General features: G+C 72.3%; 18 protein-coding genes. 13 read left to right on the top strand and 5 right to left on the bottom strand.

The features are described 5' to 3' along the window. Positions 1 to 1,122, bottom strand: a 1,122-nt coding sequence (locus ACIA8D_RS17300; protein ID WP_399232929.1) for a HAMP domain-containing protein, incomplete at its 3' end; no start/stop codon positions are given. Between the two features lie 102 nt (positions 1,123 to 1,224). Between ACIA8D_RS17300 and ACIA8D_RS17305 the strand changes: the two genes are divergently transcribed. After that, complete coding sequence (locus ACIA8D_RS17305) at positions 1,225 to 3,180, top strand: SpoIIE family protein phosphatase (protein WP_399232931.1); 1,956 nt, start codon at positions 1,225 to 1,227, stop codon at positions 3,178 to 3,180. 36 nt (positions 3,181 to 3,216) lie between these two features. Continuing rightward, entirely contained in the window at positions 3,217 to 4,449 is a 1,233-nt protein-coding gene (hemW, locus tag ACIA8D_RS17310) for a radical SAM family heme chaperone HemW (RefSeq protein ID WP_399232933.1), read from the top strand. Between the two features lie 196 nt (positions 4,450 to 4,645). On the opposite strand, the gene ACIA8D_RS17315 is transcribed toward hemW, so the two are convergent. Then, a complete protein-coding gene (locus tag ACIA8D_RS17315) occupies positions 4,646 to 5,467 on the bottom strand; it encodes a DUF3097 domain-containing protein (protein WP_399232935.1) in 822 nt (273 codons plus the stop codon). 34 nt (positions 5,468 to 5,501) lie between these two features. Continuing rightward, positions 5,502 to 6,242 (bottom strand): MBL fold metallo-hydrolase, encoded by a 741-nt coding sequence (locus tag ACIA8D_RS17320; protein WP_399232937.1) that lies wholly within the window; start codon positions 6,240 to 6,242, stop codon positions 5,502 to 5,504. A gap of 143 nt (positions 6,243 to 6,385) precedes the next feature. Between ACIA8D_RS17320 and hrcA the strand changes: the two genes are divergently transcribed. The 9 genes from hrcA to ACIA8D_RS17365 all read left to right on the top strand — a co-directional run bounded on the left by hrcA (position 6,386) and on the right by ACIA8D_RS17365 (position 16,917). After that, a complete protein-coding gene (gene hrcA, locus ACIA8D_RS17325; RefSeq protein WP_399232939.1) occupies positions 6,386 to 7,402 on the top strand; it encodes a heat-inducible transcriptional repressor HrcA in 1,017 nt (338 codons plus the stop codon). Further along, positions 7,403 to 8,542 (top strand): molecular chaperone DnaJ, encoded by a 1,140-nt coding sequence (gene dnaJ / locus ACIA8D_RS17330; RefSeq protein WP_385757015.1) that lies wholly within the window; start codon positions 7,403 to 7,405, stop codon positions 8,540 to 8,542. A gap of 183 nt (positions 8,543 to 8,725) precedes the next feature. Next, positions 8,726 to 9,799, top strand: coding sequence for a nitronate monooxygenase (locus ACIA8D_RS17335; protein WP_399232941.1), 1,074 nt, complete (start codon positions 8,726 to 8,728; stop codon positions 9,797 to 9,799). Next, positions 9,799 to 10,545 carry a 16S rRNA (uracil(1498)-N(3))-methyltransferase gene (locus tag ACIA8D_RS17340; protein ID WP_399232943.1) on the top strand — a complete coding sequence of 249 codons (747 nt, stop codon included), beginning with the start codon at positions 9,799 to 9,801 and terminating at the stop codon, positions 10,543 to 10,545. Before ACIA8D_RS17335 ends, ACIA8D_RS17340 begins: the two co-directional genes overlap by 1 nt. Before the next feature lie 90 nt (positions 10,546 to 10,635). Then, positions 10,636 to 11,196, top strand: coding sequence for a hypothetical protein (locus ACIA8D_RS17345; protein WP_399232945.1), 561 nt, complete (start codon positions 10,636 to 10,638; stop codon positions 11,194 to 11,196). Between the two features lie 56 nt (positions 11,197 to 11,252). Then, the gene (locus ACIA8D_RS17350) at positions 11,253 to 14,468 is read left to right on the top strand and encodes a PDZ domain-containing protein (RefSeq protein WP_399232946.1); all 3,216 of its coding nucleotides are present in this window, start codon (positions 11,253 to 11,255) and stop codon (positions 14,466 to 14,468) included. Positions 14,469 to 14,605: 137 nt separating this feature from the next. Further along, positions 14,606 to 14,944: a histidine triad nucleotide-binding protein gene (locus ACIA8D_RS17355; protein ID WP_385757005.1), complete on the top strand. Its 339-nt coding sequence runs from the start codon at positions 14,606 to 14,608 to the stop codon at positions 14,942 to 14,944. A gap of 6 nt (positions 14,945 to 14,950) precedes the next feature. Next, positions 14,951 to 15,859, top strand: coding sequence for a ribonuclease Z (locus ACIA8D_RS17360; RefSeq protein ID WP_399232948.1), 909 nt, complete (start codon positions 14,951 to 14,953; stop codon positions 15,857 to 15,859). A 26-nt stretch (positions 15,860 to 15,885) separates the two neighbouring features. Beyond that, positions 15,886 to 16,917, top strand: coding sequence for an adenosine deaminase (locus ACIA8D_RS17365; protein WP_399232949.1), 1,032 nt, complete (start codon positions 15,886 to 15,888; stop codon positions 16,915 to 16,917). Here ACIA8D_RS17365 and ACIA8D_RS17370 read toward each other — a convergent pair. Then, complete coding sequence (locus ACIA8D_RS17370; RefSeq protein WP_399232951.1) at positions 16,869 to 18,230, bottom strand: MFS transporter; 1,362 nt, start codon at positions 18,228 to 18,230, stop codon at positions 16,869 to 16,871. The two genes, ACIA8D_RS17365 and ACIA8D_RS17370, sit on opposite strands and share 49 nt — an antisense overlap. A 256-nt stretch (positions 18,231 to 18,486) precedes the next feature. Then, positions 18,487 to 19,290, bottom strand: coding sequence for an IclR family transcriptional regulator (locus ACIA8D_RS17375; RefSeq protein WP_399232953.1), 804 nt, complete (start codon positions 19,288 to 19,290; stop codon positions 18,487 to 18,489). 150 nt (positions 19,291 to 19,440) lie between these two features. On the opposite strand from ACIA8D_RS17375, the gene ACIA8D_RS17380 reads away from it, so the two are divergent. Together ACIA8D_RS17380 and ACIA8D_RS17385 are read left to right on the top strand one after the other, a co-directional pair. Then, the gene (locus ACIA8D_RS17380) at positions 19,441 to 20,784 is read left to right on the top strand and encodes an MFS transporter (RefSeq protein ID WP_399232955.1); all 1,344 of its coding nucleotides are present in this window, start codon (positions 19,441 to 19,443) and stop codon (positions 20,782 to 20,784) included. A 77-nt stretch (positions 20,785 to 20,861) separates the two neighbouring features. Next, the gene (locus ACIA8D_RS17385) at positions 20,862 to 21,950 is read left to right on the top strand and encodes a carbohydrate kinase family protein (RefSeq protein WP_399232957.1); all 1,089 of its coding nucleotides are present in this window, start codon (positions 20,862 to 20,864) and stop codon (positions 21,948 to 21,950) included. Positions 21,951 to 22,048: the final 98 nt, after the last annotated feature.

Consider the following 22,048-nt stretch of genomic DNA (forward strand, 5'->3'; position numbering starts at 1 on the left):
GACGCCGCGGACCTGGGCGCGGCCGCCCAGCTGGCCTTCGGTGCCGACCTCGCGGGCGACGCGGGTGACCTCGTCGGCGAAGGCGGAGAGCTGGTCGACCATCGTGTTGATCGTCGACTTGAGCTCCAGGATCTCGCCCTGGGCGTCGACCGTGATCTTCTGGCTCAGGTCGCCGTCGGCCACGGCGGTGGTGACCTGGGCGATGTTGCGGACCTGGGAGGTCAGGTTCGACGCCATGAAGTTGACGTTGTCGGTGAGGTCCTTCCAGACGCCGGAGACGCCGCGGACCTGGGCGCGGCCGCCCAGCTGGCCTTCGGTGCCGACCTCGCGGGCGACGCGGGTGACCTCGTCGGCGAAGGCGGAGAGCTGGTCCACCATCGTGTTCACGGTCAGCTTCAGTTCGAGCAGCTCGCCCGTCGCCTCGATCGTCACCGTGCGCGTCAGGTCGCCCTGCGCCACCGCCGTCGTCACGAGCGCGATGTCCCGCACCTGCGCCGTGAGCCGCGACGCCATGGTGTTGACCGCCTCGGTCACATCGCGCCAGCTCCCGGAGAGCCCCGTCACCTTGGCGCGGCCGCCGAGCCGGCCCTCGGTGCCCACCTCCCGGGCCACCCGGGTCACCTCGCCGGTGAACAGCGAGAGCTGGTCCACCATCTTGTTGACCGAACGCCCCAACCGCCGTAGATCGCCCCGGAGTTGACGGGAACCGTCGTGCAGATCGACACGCTGGGTCAGGTCGCCGCCCGCCACCGCCTCCAGCACCCGCGTGGCGTTCGCGGTCGGTGCGACCAGCGCGTCGACGATGGTGTTCACGTCGCCGACCCGGGTCACCCAGGCACCCTGCCCCGGACTGGCGTCGAGGCGTTCGTCGAGGCGGCCGTGCCGGGTGATCTCTCTGCGTACGCGCGCGAGTTCGGCGTTGAAATGCAGGCTGCGGTCCGCGAGCTGGTTGAATACCGCGCCGAGTTCACCGACCAGCCCGTCCGCGGTGGACGGCACATGCGTGAACGTCCCGTCCCTGGCAGCCGTCAGCGCGGCCAGCAGCGGCCGGAGATCGCTCGGACGGATGGCTTCGTCACCGTAGCCCTTCTGAGGTGCACGCATACCACTGTTCTCACTCATAGCGGCCTACTTAGGTAACTCCGCGCTTATGGGTGTGGTCAGTCTGTCACTCTGTCGGTGTCGCCTGAGGCGTCTTTGTCACAACTACTCAGGAGCCGAAACGTGGGTTCCATTCCGATCCAGCGGGAAGGCGTTCTCGGCTCCCCGGACAGGCCGGACCAGCCGGCCGGGGAGTCCATCGTCGCGCGCACATCGCTGCCCGGAAACCCGCTCGCGCCCGCGGCCGCCCGCCGCTTCCTGCGGGCCGCGTTCGCCGACTGGACCGAACTGCCCGAACTGGCGGTGTCCCTGACCCTCGACGGCCGCCTCATGGACGACGCGACCGTCGTGCTCAGCGAACTCGTCACCAACGCCGTCGTGCACGCGGGCACCGGAGTCGACCTCCTGTGCCGCCTGGAGGGCCCCGCCCCCGACGGCGGCGCCACCGCGGGACTCGTCGTCGAGGTCACCGACCGGCACCCCGCCCGCGCCGTCCGCAACGACCGGGCCTTCCGCTCCCCGGAGACCCCCGAATACGGCCGTGGCCTGCAACTCGTCGCCTCTCTCTCCGAGTTGTGGGGCATCACCTACGGGCACGGCACCAAGACCGTCTGGGCCCGCATCCCCGCCGATGCCCCGACGCCCGCAGCCGAGATTCCCGACACCCCGGCCCGCGTGCGCAGCCTGCAAAGGGGCTTGCGCGCCGCGGAGATCCTGGCGCCCGCGTCCCGGCGCGCCCCCCAGGACCAGGACTGGATCAACCGCGGCGCGCTCTCCTTCCTCGCCGAGGCCTCCGACCTGCTCGCGGGACAGCTCGACGAGGACATGGTCGCCGCGCTCGTCGGCCAGCTCCTCGTGCCCCGGCTCGCCGACTGGTGCGCCATCTGGTTCTACGAGGAGGAGGGGCGCGGCCTGCCGGGCATCGTCGAGCACGACGTGCTGGGCACAGGACCGATGCAGCTGCCCCGGCTCGCCCGCGTCTGGCACACGCACGAACACCGCATCGAGGAGCTCCGCGGACTCCTGGAGAAGGAGCCCCCGCGGCTGCCCGACCGGCTCTCCGGCGCCGTCCCCGTGCCCTGGCCCTTCGACGCGCAGGGCGGCGCCGGCGCGGAGGACTCGGGCTCGGCGCTCGCCTACCGGCTCTCCGCGGGCGGCCGCGCCCTCGGCATCCTGCTGATCGGCCGGGCCGGGCTGCACCGCTTCCCCGACGAGATCACCGGGCTCGTCGAGGACTTCAGCAGGCGCGTCGCCCTCGCCGTCAGCGCGGCCCGCAGGTTCACCCGGCAGGCCACCATCAGCCGCATCCTGCAGAGCGGACTGCTGCCCACGTCCATGGCCGAGATCCCCGGCATCAAGACCGCCCTCGTGTACGAGCCGAAGGAGGCGGGCGGCCCCGGCGGCGACTTCTACGATGTGTTCCCGGCCGGCGACGGACGCTGGTGCTTCGCGCTCGGCGACGTCCAGGGCAAGGGCCCCGAGGCCGCCGTCGTCATCGGCCTCGTACGCCCCTGGCTGCGCCTCCTGGCGCGCGAGGAGTACCAGGTGGCGCAGGTCCTCGACCGGCTGAACAGGCTGCTGCTCGACGACGCGACCGAGGCCTCCGACGCCGCGGCCCGTGCGCTCGCCGCCGCCGACGGCCTGGGCGTGCCGCCGGAGGGCTCCACCTCCCGCTTCCTCTCGCTCCTCTACGGCGAGCTGACCCCCACCGAGGACGGCGTGCTCTGCACCCTCGCCTCCGCCGGGCACCCGCTGCCGCTGCTGATGCGGCCCGGCGGGGAGGTCGTCGTCGCGGCCGCGCCGCAGGTGCTGCTCGGCGTCGTCGAGGACCCGGACTACACGAGCGAGACGTTCGTGCTGGGCACCGGGGACACGCTCCTGGGCGTCACCGACGGGGTGACGGAGCGGCGCCGCGGGGCCCTCCAGTTCGACGACGGCGACGGGCTCGCGCAGGCGCTCGCCGGGTGCGCGGGCCTCACGGCGCAGCTGCTCGCCGAGCGGATCCGGCGGCTCGTGCATGCCTTCGGGGACAGCCCGCCGGACGACGACCTGGCGCTGCTTGTGCTCCAGGCGCAGTGAGGCGGGGTTTGCCCGGCGAGGCGGGACAATGGGGTCATGCCTTCCGCACTTCCCGACGGTGAGCCCGTGCCCGACGACGGCTCGCTGCCCGCGTCCGCCCTCGCCGGGGCCGGGTCCCGCCCCCTCGGCTTCTACCTGCATGTCCCGTACTGCGCCACGCGCTGCGGCTACTGCGACTTCAACACGTACACGGCCACCGAGCTGCGCGGTACCGGCGGCGTGCTCGCGTCCCGTGACAACTACGCGCAGACGCTGGTGGAGGAGGTGCGCCTCGCGCGGAAGGTCCTCGGCGACGACCCGCGCCCGGTCCGCACGGTCTTCGTCGGAGGCGGTACGCCCACGCTGCTGCCCGCCGCCGACCTCGTACGGATGCTGGGCTCGATCCGCGACGAGTTCGGGCTCGCGGACGACGCGGAGATCACGACCGAGGCGAACCCGGAGTCGGTCGACCCGGCGTACCTGGCGGAGCTGCGGGCCGGGGGTTTCAACCGGATCTCGTTCGGGATGCAGAGCGCCCGGCAGCACGTGCTGAAGGTCCTCGACCGTACGCACACGCCGGGGCGCCCCGAGGCGTGTGTCGCGGAGGCGCGGGCGGCGGGCTTCGAGCACGTCAACCTCGACCTGATCTACGGCACGCCGGGGGAGACGGACGACGACTGGCGGGCCTCGCTGGACGCGGCGCTCGGGGCCGGGCCCGACCACGTGTCGGCGTACGCGCTGATCGTCGAGGAGGGCACGCAGCTCGCGCGGCGGATCCGGCGCGGCGAGGTGCCGATGACCGACGACGACGTGCACGCGGACCGGTACCTGATCGCCGACGAGGTGCTGGGGGCGGCCGGTTTCGACTGGTACGAGGTCTCGAACTGGGCGACGTCCGATGCGGGGCGCTGCCTCCACAACGAGCTGTACTGGCGCGGGGCCGACTGGTGGGGGGCCGGGCCCGGGGCGCACTCGCACGTGGGCGGGGTGCGGTGGTGGAACGTCAAGCATCCGGGGGCGTACGCGGCGGCGCTCGCGGGTGGGCGTTCGCCCGGGGCCGGTCGGGAGCTCCTCGCGAAGGAGGACCGGCGGGTCGAGCGGATCCTGCTGGAGCTGCGGCTCCGTGAAGGGTGCCCGTTGTCGCTGCTCAAGCCGGACGGCCTGGCGGCTGCGCGGGGCGCGCTGCGGGACGGGCTGCTGGAGGCGGAACCGTTCGCCGGGGGCCGTGCGGTCCTGACGTTGCGGGGCCGGTTGCTGGCGGATGCGGTGGTCCGCGACCTGGTCGACTGACCTCGGGCCGTCGTCCCTGTTGCACGGCACCGGGGGCCGCCTTGCCCACCCACCCTGCCGCCCAAGGCGGCAGATTGCCCAAGGCACAGGCGGCACTCTTGAGCCTCGACGGCGGGTGGGCAAATCAAGCCCCGCCGGCGATTGAGGCGCGGGGACTGGGGCGGAGCCCCGGGGCGCGACCCCGTTGCAGGGCGCGCTACTCGGGGGCCGTCACGAAGTCGATCAACTCTTCCACGCGGCCCAGCAGCGCCGGTTCCAGATCCTTGTAGGAGCGCACCCGCGACAGAATGTGCTGCCACGCCTCCCCCGTGTTCGCCACCCGCCACCCGAGCGCCCGGCACACGCCCGTCTTCCAGTCCTGGCCGCGCGGGACACGGGGCCACGCCTCGATGCCCACCGAGGACGGCTTCACCGCCTCCCAGATGTCGATGTAGGGGTGCCCCACGACCAGCGCGTGCTCGCTCGTCACCGACTGGGCGATGCGCCACTCCTTCGAGCCCTGCACCAGGTGGTCCACCAGGACCCCGAGCCGCGCGTCCGGGCCCGGGGCGAACTCGGAGACGACCGCCGGAAGGTCGTCGACGCCCTCCAGGAACTCCACCGCCACGCCCTCGATCCGCAGGTCGTGCCCCCAGACCCGCTCGATCAGTTCGGCGTCGTGCTTGCCCTCCACGTAGATGCGCCCCGCGCGGGCCACCCGGGCGCGCGCGCCGGGCACCGCGACCGAGCCCGACGCGCTGCGGGCGGGACCGGTTGAGGCGGGCGCAGAGGCGCGTACGAGGGTGACGACCTTGCCATCGATCATGAAGCCGCGCGGCTCCATCGGAAACACCCGGAGCTTGCCGAAGCGGTCCTCCAGGGTGACCGTCGGGCCCTGCGCCGTCTTCTCGACCCGGACCACCGCCCCGCAGAAGCCCGTCGTGACCTCCTCGACGACGAGGTCGGGTTCGGCCGGCACCTCGGGGACGGGCTTGTTCCGCTTCCACGGGGGTGTCAGATCGGCAGAGTACTGGCGCATTCGAGGGACGATAAGAGAAGTCCCAGGTCCACGGCTACGACACGCCGAAACGCCTCGCCAATGTGGCGCGTTGCGCGCGGACGAACTCCGCATTCACCACCGAACCGTGCCCCGGCACGTACACCGCGTCCTCGCCGCCGAGGTCGAGCAGCCGGTCCAGCGCCGCGGGCCAGTGGCCCGGCGCCGCGTCCTGCCCCGCCTGCGGTTCTCCCGACTCCTCCACCAGGTCACCGCAGAAGACGATCTCCGGCGTCCCCGGAACCAGCACCGCCAGGTCGTGGCCGCTGTGCGCGGGACCGATGTTCGCCAGCAGCACCGTCAGGCCGCCGCCCAGGTCCAGCGTCCACTCCCCGCACACCCGGTGCGGCGGGGTGACGAGGATGTCGACCGCCTCGGCCGCCACCTCCGGGGGGACCCCATGGCGTACGGCGTCGGCGCGCAGCTCCTCGGCCCCGCGCTCGAAGAGGGCGTCGATGCCCACCGCCCCATACACCTCGACGCCCGCGAACGCGGCCGTGCCGAGCACGTGGTCGAAGTGCGGGTGGGTCAGCGCGACGTGGGTCACTCTCCGGTGCGGCCCGAGGAGCGCGCGGGCGTCGGCGCGCAGCCGGGAGCCTTCACGGAGTGAGGATCCGGTGTCGATCAAGAGTGCCGCATCTTCACCCACGACGAGGCCGCTCGTGCAGTCGAGCCCGGGCAGCCGCACCCGCCCCGCATTCGGCGCGAGCCCCTCCCAACCCACCGAGGCCCAATCGATACCCTGCGCGAACTCCATACCTCGAAGCTAGCGCTCTTGCCGGGCCCGTACCCACCGGCCGTACACTGAGCCGGGGACGACTGGCACTCGCCCACAGGGAGTGCCAGAGCAGGAAGATCGCAAGCAGGGATCGCAACGGCTGTTTCTGGAGGTGTGCGCCGATGCTCAATGAACGCAGGCTCGAAGTGCTGCGCGCCATCGTCCAGGACTACGTCGGCACCGAGGAGCCCGTCGGCTCCAAGGCGCTCACCGAGCGGCACAAGCTCGGGGTCTCGCCGGCGACGGTGCGCAACGACATGGCAGCCCTGGAGGACGAGGGATTCATCGCCCAGCCGCACACCAGTGCCGGGCGCATCCCCACCGACAAGGGCTACCGCCTGTTCGTCGACAAGCTCACCGCCGTGAAGCCGATGGCCGCGCCCGAGCGGCGCGCCATCCAGAACTTCCTGGACGGCGCCGTCGATCTCGACGACGTCGTCGGCCGCACCGTGCGGCTGCTCGCGCAGCTCACGCGGCAGGTGGCGATCGTCCAGTACCCGTCCCTGACCCGGTCCACCGTGCGCCATGTCGAGCTGCTCTCGCTCGCGCCCGCCCGTCTGATGCTCGTACTGATCACGGACACCGGGCGCGTGGAGCAGCGGATGATCGACTGCCCGGCGCCGTTCGGCGATACCTCCCTCGCGGACCTGCGGGCCCGGCTGAACAGTCGCGTCGCGGGCCGCAGGTTCGCCGACGTGCCGCAGCTGGTGCAGGACCTGCCGGAGGCCTTCGAGCAGGAGGACCGGGGCACGGTCTCCACGGTGCTCTCCACACTTCTGGAGACACTCGTCGAGGAGACCGAGGAGCGGCTGATGATCGGCGGTACCGCCAATCTCACTCGCTTCGGACATGATTTTCCCCTCACCATCCGGCCCGTTCTGGAAGCCTTGGAGGAGCAGGTCGTGCTCCTCAAGCTCCTTGGCGAGCTGGGAGATTCGGGCATGGCCGTACGGATCGGTCACGAGAACGCCCATGAGGGACTCAACTCCACGTCCGTCGTGTCGGTCGGCTACGGTTCGGGCGGCGAGGCAGTGGCCAAGCTCGGCGTGGTCGGCCCGACCCGCATGGATTACCCGGGAACGATGGGAGCAGTACGCGCAGTGGCACGTTACGTCGGACAGATCCTGGCGGAGTCGTAAGTGGCCACGGACTACTACGCCGTACTCGGCGTGCGCCGCGACGCTTCCCAGGACGAAATCAAGAAGGCCTTCCGAAGGCTGGCACGTGAGCTTCACCCGGATGTGAATCCGGACCCGAAGACTCAGGAGCGCTTCAAGGAGATCAACGCCGCCTACGAGGTGCTCTCCGACCCGCAGAAGAAGCAGGTCTACGACCTCGGGGGCGACCCCCTGTCGCAGGCCGGCGGAGGCGGCGGGGCCGGTGGCTTCGGCGCCGGCGGGTTCGGGAACTTCTCGGACATCATGGATGCCTTCTTCGGCACGGCGTCGCAGCGGGGACCCCGGTCCCGCACGCGCCGTGGTCAGGACGCCATGATCCGGCTCGAGGTCGAGCTGGACGAGGCGGCCTTCGGCACCACCAAGGACATTCAGGTCGACACGGCTGTGGTCTGCACGACCTGCAGCGGTGAGGGCGCAGCGCCCGGCACCTCCGCGCAGACCTGCGACATGTGTCGCGGGCGCGGTGAGGTCTCGCAGGTGACGCGGTCCTTCCTCGGTCAGGTCATGACCTCGCGGCCGTGCCCGCAGTGTCAGGGCTTCGGCACGGTCGTGCCGACGCCGTGCCCCGAGTGCGCGGGCGACGGCCGGATCCGGTCCCGTCGCACGCTCACGGTGAAGATCCCGGCCGGTGTGGACAACGGCACGCGGATCCAGCTCGCGGGCGAGGGCGAGGTCGGCCCCGGCGGCGGCCCCGCCGGTGACCTGTACGTGGAGATCCACGAGCTCCCGCACCCGACCTTCCAGCGGCGCGGCGACGATCTGCACTGCACGGTCACCATCCCGATGACGGCGGCGGCGCTCGGCACGAAGGTGCCGCTGGAGACGCTCGACGGCACGGAGGAGATCGACATCCGGCCGGGCACGCAGTCCGGTCAGTCGGTTCCGCTGCACGGGCGCGGTGTCACGCATCTGCGGGGCGGCGGCCGGGGTGACCTCATCGTGCACGTCGAGGTCATGACGCCGCAGAAGCTGGACCCGGAGCAGGAGCGGGTGCTGCGCGAGCTCGCCAAGCTGCGCGGCGAGGAGCGGCCCACGGGGCAGTTCCAGCCGGGTCAGCAAGGTCTGTTCTCCCGGCTGAAGGACGCGTTCAACGGCCGTTGAGCCACCCGTTCGTCACGGACTCGGGGCTCCGCCCCGGACCCCGCTGCTCAATCGCCGCAGGGGCTTGAAATACCAAGCCCCGCCGGCGATTGAGGCGCGGGGTCCGGGGCGGAGCCCCGTGACGTGTGCGGACGTCGCCCGGGTCGATTCGGCACCCCGGAGGGGACGTGGCACGATGCGCTCATGTCCTCCGCACTGACCGATCTCTGCCCCCTCCCGATCGTGCAGGCCCCCATGGCGGGCGGTGCCTCGCAACCCGCCCTGGTCGCCGCCGTGACCGAGGCCGGCGGGCTCGGCTTCCTCGCCGCCGGGTACAAAACGGCCGACGGGATGTACCAGGAGATCAAACAGGTGCGGGCGCTCACCGGCCGTCCCTTCGGCGTGAACCTCTTCATGCCGCAGACCGAGCACGCCGACCCGGCCACCGTCGAGGTCTACCGCAACCAGCTCTCCGGCGAGGCCACCTGGTACCGCACCCCGCTCGGCGAGACCGACAGCTGCAGCGACGACGGCTACGACGCCAAGCTCGCGATCCTCGTCGACGACCCCGTCCCGCTGGTCACCTTCACCTTCGGCTGCCCCCGCCTCGCGGTCGTCCAGGCCCTGCAACGCGTCGGCACGAAGGTCGGTGTCACCGTCACCACGGTGGAGGAGGCGCAGGCCGCGCAGGAGGCCGGCGCCGACCTGGTCTGCGTACAGGGCATCGAGGCCGGCGGGCACCAGGGCACGCACCGGGACAACCCCGAGGCCGACGGCAGCGGCATCGGCCTCCTCTCGCTGATCGCGCAGGTCCGCGAGGGCGCCCAGCTGCCGATCATCGCCGCCGGCGGGATCATGCGCGGCACGCAGATCGCCGCCGTGCTCGCGGCCGGCGCCGATCTCGCGCAGCTCGGCACCGCGTTCCTGGTCACCCCGGAGTCCGGTGCCCCGGAGCCGCACAAGCAGGCCATGACCAACCCGCTGTTCACCAGGACCGAGCTGACCCGCGCCTTCTCCGGCCGCCCCGCGCGCGGGCTCGTCAACCGGTTCATGCGCGAGCACGGCCCGTACGCCCCCGCCGCGTATCCGCAGGTCCACCACATGACGTCGCCGCTGCGCAAGGCCGCGGCCAAGGCCGGCGACCCGCAGGGCATGGCGCTGTGGGCGGGGCAGGGCCACCGGCTCGCGCGGGAGCTCCCCGCCGGGCAGCTCGTGGAGGTCCTCGCCGCCGAACTCGACGCCGCCAGGGCCGCGTTGACGCAGCGGGGTGCGGCCTGATGACCGCTCCCGTGTTCGTCGTCGAGGGGGACGTCCCCGGCGACCGCGCGTACGTACTCGACGGACCCGAGGGACGGCACGCCGTCTCCGTGAAGCGGCTGCGGGCCGGGGAGACCATCACCCTCACCGACGGGCTCGGCTCCTGGTGCGAGGCCGTCGTCACCGGCAGCGAGGGAAAGGACCGGCTCGCGGTCGATGCGGGTCCCGTGCACATCGAGGCTGACGAGCGGCCGCGGATCACCGTCGTCCAGGCGCTGCCGAAGGGCGACCGGGGCGAGCTCGCCGTGGAGACCATGACCGAGACGGGCGTCGACGCGATCGTGCCGTGGGCCGCGTCCCGGTGCATCACGCAGTGGCGTGGCGACCGGGGCCTCAAGGCGCTCGGCAAGTGGCGCAACACCGCGCGCGAGGCCGGGAAGCAGTCGCGGCGGGTGCGGTTTCCGGTCGTCGAGGAGGCCGCGACGACGAAGGAGGTCGCCGCGCTGCTCGCCGGGGCGGACTTCGCTGCGGTGCTGCACGAGGACCGGGACGCCCCGAGTGGGGCGCTGGCTTCGGCCGAACTCCCGGACAGCGGTGAGATCGTGCTCGTCGTCGGACCCGAAGGCGGCGTATCGCCCGAGGAGTTGACGGTGTTCGAGGAGGCCGGCGCGCGCCCGATGCGGCTCGGCCGGAGCGTCCTGCGCACGTCGACGGCCGGAACGGCGGCGGTGGCGTTGCTCCTGGGACGTACGGGGCGGTGGGGGTAGGCACCCCGTTGGGCATCCGCCCGCAGGTTGCTCCCACAGTGGCCGCAACAGCACTACCGAGCCTGTACGTCCACTGGCATTCTGCCGTGCATGCGGGGATCGAGGGGGTTCGGCGGGCTGGTCCTCGTCGCTGCCGTCGTCGCCACGGGCGTCGCGTGCCAGCCGATCGAGGGCGACCTCAGTCCGTCCGAGGTCGCGGCCACGACCGACCAGCAGGCAACCAATGAGCTGAACCGGCAGCAAGGCAAGGTGGCCTGGCTGAGCTGCACCGCCGTGTACAGCGGACCCACGCCCTCCGGCGAGTCGGCGCCCAGCGAGGTGAAGGTCGACTGCCGGGGGAAGACCAAGGACGGCAAGGACATCACCGTGCAGGGGTGGGTGTACGGGGTCGTCTCCGGCAAGTGCGTGCGCGGCAAGACCATCGCGCGCATCGACGGCAAGGTGTGGTTCAGCTACGGCGTGCTCGGCAACTGCGCGGCGACCGGCGGCCCTTCGACCCCGCAGGAAACGCAGGAATCGCAGCAGCCGGCGCCCTCGCAGGACCCGGAACCACAGGAACCCAAGCCGAAGGAACCACAGCCGGGCGCCACGAGCACGGTCACCGAGACCGTCACGGTGACGGCGCCGCCGCCCACGTTCCAGGGCAAGTGAAGAGCAAGTGATCAGACGGGCTGACGTGGGGCGCGACCAAATTTAGGCTGGGCAGGGTGACGACTCCTGCGTACCTCCGGTTCCCGCACCTGCAAGGCGAGTTGGTGGTCTTCACCGCCGAGGACGATGTGTGGGCCGCGCCCCTCGACGGCGGCCGCGCCTGGCGGGTCAGCGCCGACAACATGCCCGTCGCACACCCCCGGCTCTCCCCGGACGGCGAGACGGTCGCCTGGACCTCGCGCCGCGACGGGGCGCCCGAGGTGCACATCGCCCCGGTGGTCGGCGGCCCCGCCAAACGCCTGACGCACTGGGGGAGTTGGACGACGAACGTGCGGGGCTGGACGCCCGACGGGCGGGTGCTCGCCACCACCACGCACGGCCAGGCCTCGCTGCGCCGCAGCTGGGCGCGGGCCGTGCCACTGGACGGCGGATCCGCCGAGACACTCCCGTACGGTCCGGTGGGCGGCGTCGCGTTCGGGCCGCAGGCCCAGGTGCTGCTGCTGTCCGCGCCGATGGGCCGGGAGGCCGCCTGGTGGAAGCGGTACCGGGGCGGCACGGCGGGCAAGCTGTGGATCGACCGGAGCGGCGAAGGTACCTTCGAGCGCCTGCACGCCGAGCTCGACGGGAACATCGAGTGCCCGATGTGGGTGGGGGAGCGGGTGGCGTTCCTCTCCGACCACGAGGGCGTCGGCGCGCTCTACTCCTCCCTCCCAGGCGGCTCCGACCTGCGGCGGCACACGGCCGTCGACGGGTTCTACGCGCGGCACGCCGCCACCGACGGCGAGCGGGTCGTGTACGCGAGCGCCGGTGAACCGTGGATCGTCGACGGCCTCGACGAGGGCGTGGAGCCGCGCCGGCTCGACATCCGCCTCGGCGGCCAGCGCGTCGATCTGCAACCGCGGCCCGTCGACGCCGCGAACTGGTTCGGCGCCGCGTCCCCCGACCACACCGGACGCGGCAGCGCCGTCAACGTACGCGGCGCCGTCCACTGGGTGACCCACCGCGCGGGACCCGCCCGCGCGCTCGCCGCCGAGCCCGGCGTACGGGCCCGGCTCCCGCACACCTTCCGCGTCGACGGCGAGGAACACGTGGTGTGGGTGACCGACGCCGAGGGCGACGACGCCCTGGAGTTCGCGCCCGCCACCGGGGCCGCGCCGGGCGCCACTCCGCGCAGGCTCGGCGCCGGCCGGCTCGGCCGGGTGCTCGCCCTGACGGTGGCGCCCGACGGCGGCCGGGCCGCCGTGGCCTCGCACGACGGCCGGGTGCTGCTCGTCGAGCGGGACAGCGGCGACGTACGGGAGGTGGACCGCAGCGAGGACGGGAACGCCACCGGCCTCACGTTCTCCCCGGACTCGGCCTGGCTCGCCTGGTCGCACCCCGGCCCGCACGACCTGCGACAGCTCAAGCTCGCCAACGCCACCGACCTCTCCGTCAGCGAGGCCACCCCGCTGCGCTTCCGGGACTACGCGCCCGCGTTCACGCTCGACGGCAAGCACCTGGCGTTCCTGTCGGCGCGCTCCTTCGACCCGGTCTACGACGAGCACGCCTTCGACCTCGCATTCGTCAGTGGCTCGCGGCCGCACCTGATCACGCTCGCCGCGACGACCCCGTCGCCGTTCGGGCCGCAGCGCCACGGCCGCCCCTTCGACGCCCCCGACAAGGACGAGACACCCGACAGCGAGGGCGCGCCCGCGACCCGGGTCGACCTGGAGGGCCTGCTCGACCGCATCGTGCCGTTCCCGGTGGAGGCCGCGCGCTACTCCCGGCTGCGGACGGCCAAGGACGGCGTGCTGTGGCTGCGGCACCCGGTGCGCGGCGTGCTCGGCGACTCCCGCGCCGGTCTCGACGCGCCGGATCCCAAGACTCGCCTGGAACGCTACGACCTGGTCCAGCAGCGCATCGAGGAGATCGGCTCCGACGCCGACCACTTCGAGGTCAGCGGCGACGGCAAGCGGGTGCTGCTGTGGACCGGCGAGGTCCTGAAGGTGGTGCCGAGCGACCGCCGCCCGGCCCACGACGACGACAGCGACACGAACATCACCGTCGACCTCTCCCGCGTCAGCCAGAGCGTCGACCCGGCGACCGAGTGGCGGCAGATGTACGACGAGGCCGGGCGCCTCATGCGGGACAACTTCTGGCGCGCGGACATGAACGGCGTGGACTGGGACGGGGTGTTGGAGCGGTACCGGCCGGTCCTCGACCGGGTCGCCACGCACGACGACCTCGTCGACCTGTTGTGGGAGGTGCAGGGCGAGCTGGGGACCTCGCACGCGTACGTGGCACCGCGCGGCGGACGCGGTTCCGCCGCGCGCCGCCAGGGACTGCTCGGCGCCGACATCTCCCGGCATGAGGACGGCGGTTGGGCCGTCGACCGGGTGCTGCCCTCCGAGACCTCCGACCCGCGCGCCCGCTCCCCGCTCGCCGCGCCGGGCGTCGCGGTGCGCGTCGGGGACGCGATCGTGGCGGTGGGCGGGCGGCCCGTCGATCCGGTGACCGGGCCCGCGCCGCTGCTGGTCGGCACGGCCGACAAGCCCGTGGAGCTGACCGTCTCCCCGGCCGGGGGCGGCGACCCGCGCCACGTCGTCGTCGTGCCGCTCGACGACGAGGAACCGCTGCGCTACCACGCGTGGGTCGCGGACCGGCGGGCGTACGTCCACGAGAAGTCGGAGGGGCGGCTCGGTTATCTGCACGTCCCGGACATGCAGGCGCCGGGCTGGGCCCAGATCCACCGGGACCTGAGCGTGGAGGTCGCGCGGGAGGGCCTGGTCGTCGACGTCCGGGAGAACCGCGGCGGGCACACGTCGCAGCTCGTCGTGGAGAAGCTGGCGCGCCGCGTGGTGGGCTGGGACCTGCCGCGCGACAGCCGCCCGTTCACGTACCCGATGGACGCGCCGCGCGGGCCCGTCGTCGCGGTGGCGAACGAGTTCTCCGGCTCGGACGGCGACATCGTCAACGCGGCGATCAAGGCGCTCGGCATCGGGCCCGTGGTGGGTGTACGTACCTGGGGCGGGGTCATCGGGATCGACAGCCGGTACCGGCTGGTGGACGGCACGCTCGTCACGCAGCCGAAGTATGCGACCTGGATGGAGGGTTACGGCTGGGGTCTGGAGAACCATGGGGTGGACCCGGACGTGGAGGTGGTGCACGCCCCGCAGGACTCGGCGGCGGGCCGGGACCCGCAGTTGGACGAGGCGATCCGTATCGCCCTGGCGGCGCTTGGGGAGAACCCGGCCAAGTCCGCGCCGACGCTGCCGCGGGCTTCTGCGGAGTAGTGGTTGACGTCTCGGGGCTCCGCCCCGGACCCCGCGCCTCAATCGCCGGCGGGGCTTGGTTCATCAAGCCCCGCCGGCGATTGATAGATCCAGCCCCGAGGCCGTAACGCCGGTTGGGTGATCGGTACGATGCGGTCATGGATGACTGCCTGTTCTGCAAGATCGCCAACGGGGACGTCCCCGCCACCCTGGTCCGCGAGACGGAGTCCACCGTCGCGTTCCGGGACATCAACCCCCAGGCTCCCACCCACGTCCTGGTCATCCCGCGCGTCCACCACCCCGACGCCGCCTCGCTCGCCGCCGCCGAACCGGCCATCGCCGCCGACGTGCTGCGCGAGGCCGGCGAGGTCGCGAAGGACGAGAAGCTGGACAGCTACCGGATCGTGTTCAACACCGGCAGCGGCGCGGGCCAGACCGTCTTCCACGCGCACGCCCACGTCCTCGGCGGCCGTGGCCTGCAGTGGCCCCCCGGATAACCCGTCGTGTCCGTCCGTGAATTCGTCGTGCTCGGCACCGCCAGCCAGGTGCCGACCCGGCACCGCAACCACAACGGCTACCTGCTCCGCTGGGACAGCGAGGGCATCCTCTTCGACCCCGGCGAGGGCACCCAGCGGCAGATGCTGCGCGCCGGTGTGGCCGCGCACGACATCGACCGGATCTGCGTCACGCACTTCCACGGCGACCACTCCCTCGGCCTCGCGGGCGTCATCCAGCGGATCAACCTCGACCGGGTGCCGCACCCGGTGACCGCCCACTACCCGGCCTCCGGGCAGCGGTTCTTCGACCGGCTGCGGTACTCCACCGCGTACCGGGAGACCGTCGACATCGCGGAGGAACCGGTGGGCGGGGAGGGCGCGGTGCTCGCCGACACCCCCGCGTACCGCCTTGAGGCCCGCCGTCTTTCGCACCCCGTCGAGGCGTACGGCTACCGGCTCGTCGAGCCCGACGGGCGCCGCATGCTGCCCGAGCGGCTCGCCGCGCACGGCATCAAGGGACCCGACGTGGGCCGGCTGCAGAAAGAGGGGGTCCTGAACGGGGTCACCCTCGACGAGGTGAGCGAGGTGCGGCGCGGACAGCGCGTCGCGTTCGTCATGGACACCCGGCTGTGCGAGGGAGTGCATGCGCTCGCCGAGGGCTGCGATCTGCTCGTCATCGAGTCGACCTTCCTCGACGAGGACGAGCAACTCGCCACCGACCACGGCCACTTGACCGCATCCCAGGCCGCCCGCGTCGCCCGCGACGCCGGTGTCCGGCACCTCGTCCTCACCCACTTCAGCCAGCGCTACACCGACCCGGAGGAGTTCGCGCGGCAGGCCCGCGCCGCCGGGTTCGAGGGGGAGCTGACGGTCGCCCGCGACCTGGACCGTGTACCCGTGCCGAAGCGCCGGTGAGTCCCACCCCGCCGTACGCTGGTCGGATGTCACTCGCACCACTCGCGCGCATCCCCAAGGCCGAGCTCCACCTGCACATCGAAGGCACCCTCGAACCCGAGCTCGCCTTCGAACTCGCCCGGCGCAACGGCATCACGCTGCCGTACGCCGACACCGAGGAGCTGCGGAAGGCGTACCTCTTCGCCGACCTGCAGTCCTTCCTCGACCTCTACTACTCGCTGATGGCGGTCCTCGTCACCGAGGACGACTTCGAGGCGCTCGCCGACGCCTATCTCGCGCGCGCCGCCGAGCAGGGCGTGCGGCACGCCGAGATCTTCTTCGACCCGCAGGCGCACGCGGTGCGGGGCGTGGCGATGGGGACCGTCGTCGAGGGGCTGCATCGGGCGCTCGCGCGCAGCGAGGAGCGGCACGGCATCTCGACCAAGCTCATCATGTGCTTCCTGCGGGACCGGTCCGCCGAGTCGGCGATGGAGACCCTGGAGGCCGCGAAGCCCTACCTCGACCGGATCGTCGGCGTCGGGCTCGACTCCGCCGAGGTCGGCAACCCCGCGTCCAAGTTCCGCGAGGTGTACGAGGCGGCCGGCGCGCTCGGCCTGCGCAAGGTCGCGCACGCGGGCGAGGAGGGCGACCCGTCGTACGTGTGGGAGGCCCTGGACATCCTCGGAGTCGAGCGCGTCGACCACGGCCTGCGCTCCCTGGAGGACCCGGAGCTCGTGGCCCGGCTCGTACGGGACCGGATCCCGCTCACGCTGTGCCCGCTGTCGAACGTGCGGCTGTGCACCATCGACGTACTGGAGGACCACCCTCTGGTGAAGATGATGGACGCGGGGCTGCTGTGCACCGTGAACTCCGACGACCCGTCCTACTTCGGCGGCTACGCCGGAGACACCTTCCACGCCGTCCACGAGGCGCTGGGCCTCGACCACGAACGAGTGCGGGAGCTGGCCCGCAACTCGTTCGTGGCCTCCTTCCTCGACGGCAGCGAGGAGGAGGAAGCGCTCCGGGCGCGCTACATCGCCGAGGTCGAGGCGTACGAACTGGACGACATCTCGGGCTGAGTCCGCGCGAGGGGCTCCGGCTCGACACCGTCGGGGCCCACCGCCGCGAACGCGGTGTACACGGGCGTCTCCACGGTCGTCTCGATGTCGAACAGCTCGACCACCGGCTGCTCGAGGACACCCGAGGGCGGCACGAACGCGCCGACCGGGGCGCCGCTGTGGCGCCGTGCCGCCGCCGCGAACAGCGGGCGGCCGCCGGTGTGCAGGGTCACCGCGGTGAGCGGCACCGCGAGCAGCAGCAGCGCGACGGCGAGCACCGCGCCCATCACCGGGAAGCCGACCGACTGCGCCAGGAGGCTGCCCGCCAGCGGTCCGCACGCGGTGCCGAGCGAGGACGCCGAGCCCATCAGGACCGCCCAGCGGCCGCGCGCGTCGAGCGAGGCCGCGAGGCCGAGGACGTACGACAGGACCACCGGGTAGAGGGTGTTCCAGGCGATCTCGCCCGTGGCGAAGGACGCGAGGCCGTCCGCGCGGGCGCTGAGCAGGACGCAGCAGGCGATGGCGGCCGTGCCCGCGCCGATGGGCAGCGCGCGGCCCAGGCGGACGCCGACCGCGCCCGCGCCGATCACTCCGAGCAGTCCGACGCCGAGCGCCACCGCGAAGACCGAGCCGACGGCGACCTCGGACAGGCCGGCCTGTTCGGTGCCGATGCGGCTGCTGACGCCCCACAGCGCGTTCTGCGCCATCGACCAGCACACCAGCGTCACCGCGAGGACCAGGCCCGAACGGGCGTGGGGGAGCGGGGTCTTGGGAGCAGGCGCCGCGCAGTTGTCCGGGGTGGCCGGGCCGTCGAGGGCGCGCGTCGCGGGCCACACGGCGAGCGCGGTGGCGGCGAGCGCCGCGAACGGCAGGAAGCTGCCCTCGCTGATCCGCGGGATGGTCAGGTAGAGGCCGCACGCGAGCGCGGACACGGTCAGCAGGCCGAGCGTCGAGGCGCGGTGCGGGTCCTTCTGGGCGGCGATCCCGGTGGCCGCGACCGCCGTCGCCGTGCCCGATCCGAAGCCGCCGACCATCGCACCCGCGACGACCAGCGGAGTGGTGGCGGCGACGGCCGCGGTGCCGTAGCCGACGGCGGCGAGAAGCAGTCCGGCGCGGGCCGCGCGGCGGGCGCCGACCCGTTCGACGCGGGCCGCGAGGGTGAGCCCCGCGGCGGCCGAGCTCAGCAGCAGCGCACTGCCGACGAGGCCGGCCTGGGTGGGGGAGAGTCGCAGGCTGGCGGCGACTCTGCCGACGATGGTGGGCAGGAGATAGGCGGCGAGATAGCCGGCCGTGAAGAGGGCGACGAGCGCGGGCCGGGAGGTGCGCGAGGACACGGGCGTTCCTGAGGACGGGCCCCTTGCCTTGGACGCTGTTTTGGGCAAGGGGGTGGTAAGGCAGGGGAGTTGGGGAGCGCGGCGTCTTTGCGAACGGGACCGAACCGGGGACGCCTGCGACGCCAATTTGTATCAAGTCCATGGGGGGTGCATGGAAGCCGGGGCGCTGTGACGCGCGACACATTTGGTTTGTGAGTGGTTCGATCGGGTAGTCGAGAGCTTTTCGCGCGGGTCGGCGCGGGTCGGCGGGGAGTTTTCAGCGCCAGTCGGGGACGCCGGAGGTCCCCCGGGAGGCCGTCGCCTCGACCCTCGTACGGATCTCGCGCATGACCGCCACGATCCGCTCCTCGTGCTCCGGCGTGAGCCGGGCCACCGGCACCGAACAGCTGATGGCGTCGTGTGCCGGGGTCGCGTAGCGCAGCGCGAAACCGAAGCCGACGATGCCGTCGACGCCCTCCTCGCGGTCGACCGAGTGACCGCGCTCGCGGATCTGGGCGAGGTCGGCGGCGAGCGCCTCGCGCGTCGCGTGCGTACGCCTGGTGGACTGCTCGTACGGGCCCGGCGGCAGCTCGTCGTCCGGGCGCTCGGCGAGCAGCGCCTTGCCGAGCGCGCCGATGTGCGCGGGCAGTCTGCGGCCCACGCGGCTGATCGTGCGCAGGTATTCGTGCGACTCGCGGGTCGCCAGGTACGCCACGTCGAAACCGTCGAGCCGGCCCAGGTGGATCGTCTCGCCGAGCGCGTCCGAGGCCTCGTCGAGGAACGGCCGCACGGAGCGCACGTACGGATCCGTGTCCAGGTAGCTGGTGCCGGTCAGCAGGGCGCGGATGCCGATGCCGTACAGCGAGCCCGTCACGTCCGTGCGCACCCAGCCGCGCTCGATGAGCGTCTGGAGCAGCGCGTACATCGAGCTGCGCGGCACGGCGAGTTCGTCCGCGAGCTCCTGGAGGCGGGCCGGGCGGTCGCCGCGGGCGGCGAGCACGTCGAGCAGATCGACGGTGCGGGCGGCCGACTTGACTTCGCGCACTCCGCGCTGTGGCTCGGTGTTCGTGCTCTCCGGCATGTGCCGATCGTAGTCCGGCCGTGGACACCCATTGACGCGGCCTGTCCGCCTATCTAATCTCCATCTGCATCCATGGACGTCTACATATGAAGACAGCTCCCGCTCTCTCTCGCTCCCCCTCCCTCGCCTGCCCCACGACCGGAGTCGCTCGTGTCCGCAGCAGTTCAGTCGGCCGTCCGCAAGATATTCAGGCGGGTCGTCCCGCTCTTCTTCGTCATGTTCGTCGCCAACTACATGGACCGGGTCAACCTGGGCTTCGCCCAGGACCAACTCCGGGCCGACGTAGGGCTCTCCGCCGCCGCCTTCGGACTCGGCGCCGGCATCTTCTTCATCGCGTACGCCATCTTCGAAGTCCCCAGCAACATGCTCATGGAGCGCTACGGGGCCAAGGTCTGGCTCACCCGCATCATGATCAGCTGGGGCGTCGTCGCCACCGCCATGGCCTTCGTGAACGGCGCGGAGATGTTCTACGCGCTGCGCTTCCTGCTCGGCGTCGCCGAGGCCGGGTTCTTCCCCGCCGTCATCTACTACTTCTCGCGCTGGCTGCCCGACTCGCACCGCGGCCGGGCCACCTCCATCTTCCTCATGGGGTCCGGCACCGCCACCGTCATCGTCGGACCGATCTCCGGCGCACTGCTCGAAATGCACGGCATCTGGGGGCACTCGGGCTGGCAGTGGATGTTCTTCATCGAAGGCGTCGCCTCGGTCGTCCTCGGCTTCGTCGTGTTCCGCTTCCTCGACTCCAGCGTCGAGAGCGCCACGTGGCTCACCCAGGAGGAGAAGGACGGGCTCGTCGCCGTCATCGACGCCGAACAGCGTGAGCGCGAGAACGGCCGCGGCACCGCGAAGGTCTCCCGCTGGAAACTGCTCGCCGACCCGCAGATGCTGCTCTTCCTGTGGATCTACTTCGCCATCAACGTCGCGCTCTACGCGGTGACGTTCTGGCTGCCCTCGATCGTCGGCGACATCGGCGGACTCAGCGAATTCCAGGTCGGCCTGGTCACCGCCGTCCCCTGGCTCTTCGCCCTGCTCGCCCTGTACGTCTCCGGGCGGCTCTCCGACCGGATCGGCAAGCGGCGCCCCGTGCTGTTCGCGCTGCTGCTCATCGGGGGCGTGGGCACACTGCTCGCCGTGTTCGTGTCGCCGTGGGTGGGGCTCGGCGCGCTCTGCGTCGCCGCCATGGGGTTCAAGCCGGCCTCACCGATCTTCTGGACGATCCCGCAGAGCTACCTCGACGCGCGGGCCGCCGCACCCGGCATCGCGCTCATCAACTCCATCGGAAACCTAGGCGGGTTCGTCGCCCCCACCGCGTTCGGGATCATCGAGGACACCACCGGATCCACCAAGGGCGGGCTCGTCGGACTGACCGTCGTCGGGTTCCTGGCCGCGCTGAGCGTGCTGCTCGTACGCGGCGGCGGACGCAACGACCGGGTGCGGGCGGCCGCCGCCGCGCACCCGGCCGCGGCCCCCGAAGCCGGAGCGGCCGCTTCGTGACAGGTTGATGTCGTCCCCCGTGGTACGGGACCCGGTCGTGCACACTGTCCGGACCCGTACCATCCAGGGAGCGCGACGTGACCTCCACACGACCGAGAACGGACCCCCTCGCGGCGCTGCGCACGACGGCCGACCCGCCCTACGACGTCTATCTCACCGGCACGGTCTTCCTCGACATCATCTTCACCGGCCTCGACAGCGCGCCCGTGCGGGGAACGGAGTCGTGGGCGCGCGGCATGGGGTCGAGCCCCGGCGGCATCGCGAACATGGCGACCGCGCTCGCCCGGCTCGGCCTGCGTACCTCGCTCGCCGCGGCCTTCGGCGACGACCACTACGGCGAATACTGCTGGGACGCGCTCGAACACGGTGAGGGCATCGACCTCAGCTACGCGCGGACCGTGCCGGGCTGGCACTCGCCCGTCACCGTGTCCATGGCCTACGAGGGCGAACGCACGATGGTGAGCCACGGGCACGAGCCGCCGCCCGTGGAACCCGCGCCGGACTGCCCGCCGCGCGCCAGGGCCGCCGTCGCCTCGCTCGTGCCCGGCACCGACGAGCCGTGGGTCGCCACGGCCGCGCGCTCCGGGACGCGGATCTTCGCCGACGTCGGCTGGGACGACACCGGCCGCTGGGACCTGGCGGCGCTGCCCGGCCTGCGGCACTGCGAGGCGTTCCTGCCGAACGCGCAGGAGGCGATGCGCTACACCCGTACGTCCTGTCCGCGGGCCGCCGCGCACGCGCTGACCGAGCACGTGCCGGTCGCCGTGGTGACGCTCGGCGCGGAAGGCGCGTACGCGGTGGACGGACGGACCGGCGAGACGGCCTCCGTCCCGGCGATCGAGGTCGAGGCCCTCGACCCCACGGGGGCCGGGGACGTCTTCGTCGCCGGGTTCGTCACCGCGAGCCTGGCCGACTGGCCGCTCGCCGACCGCCTCGCCTTCGCCGGACTCACCGCGGCCCTCTCGGTCCAGGAGTTCGGCGGCTCGCTGTCGGCGCCGGGCTGGTCGGAGCTCGCGGTCTGGTGGAAGGAGGTCCGCTCGAACGACCACCAGAATGCCTGCGCCCTGGACCGTTACGCCTTCCTCGACCCCCTCCTCCCGGAAACGTCGCGGGCCTGGCCGCTCCGCCGAGCGGTCCCGACGATCGGCTTCGGACGGTCGGCGTAACCGTAGCTGTCATCGCCGCGCCGGCCCGCGTGCGACCCGACAGGCCCCACCCGTATCGGAAACCCACTCGGCGCTGTCGTACCCGCGCCGTACCCTTG

Source organism: Streptomyces sp. NPDC051684, from assembly GCF_044453445.1.
Lineage (GTDB): Bacteria > Actinomycetota > Actinomycetes > Streptomycetales > Streptomycetaceae > Streptomyces.

Coding starts and splice junctions, on each gene's coding strand:
- hemW (WP_399232933.1), top strand. CDS start 3,217: ATGCCTTCCGCACTTCCCGACGGTGAGCCCGTGCCCGACGACGGCTCG.
- ACIA8D_RS17315 (WP_399232935.1), bottom strand. CDS start 5,467: ATGCGCCAGTACTCTGCCGATCTGACACCCCCGTGGAAGCGGAACAAG.
- ACIA8D_RS17320 (WP_399232937.1), bottom strand. CDS start 6,242: ATGGAGTTCGCGCAGGGTATCGATTGGGCCTCGGTGGGTTGGGAGGGG.
- hrcA (WP_399232939.1), top strand. CDS start 6,386: ATGCTCAATGAACGCAGGCTCGAAGTGCTGCGCGCCATCGTCCAGGAC.
- ACIA8D_RS17335 (WP_399232941.1), top strand. CDS start 8,726: ATGTCCTCCGCACTGACCGATCTCTGCCCCCTCCCGATCGTGCAGGCC.
- ACIA8D_RS17340 (WP_399232943.1), top strand. CDS start 9,799: ATGACCGCTCCCGTGTTCGTCGTCGAGGGGGACGTCCCCGGCGACCGC.
- ACIA8D_RS17345 (WP_399232945.1), top strand. CDS start 10,636: ATGCGGGGATCGAGGGGGTTCGGCGGGCTGGTCCTCGTCGCTGCCGTC.
- ACIA8D_RS17355 (WP_385757005.1), top strand. CDS start 14,606: ATGGATGACTGCCTGTTCTGCAAGATCGCCAACGGGGACGTCCCCGCC.
- ACIA8D_RS17365 (WP_399232949.1), top strand. CDS start 15,886: ATGTCACTCGCACCACTCGCGCGCATCCCCAAGGCCGAGCTCCACCTG.
- ACIA8D_RS17375 (WP_399232953.1), bottom strand. CDS start 19,290: ATGCCGGAGAGCACGAACACCGAGCCACAGCGCGGAGTGCGCGAAGTC.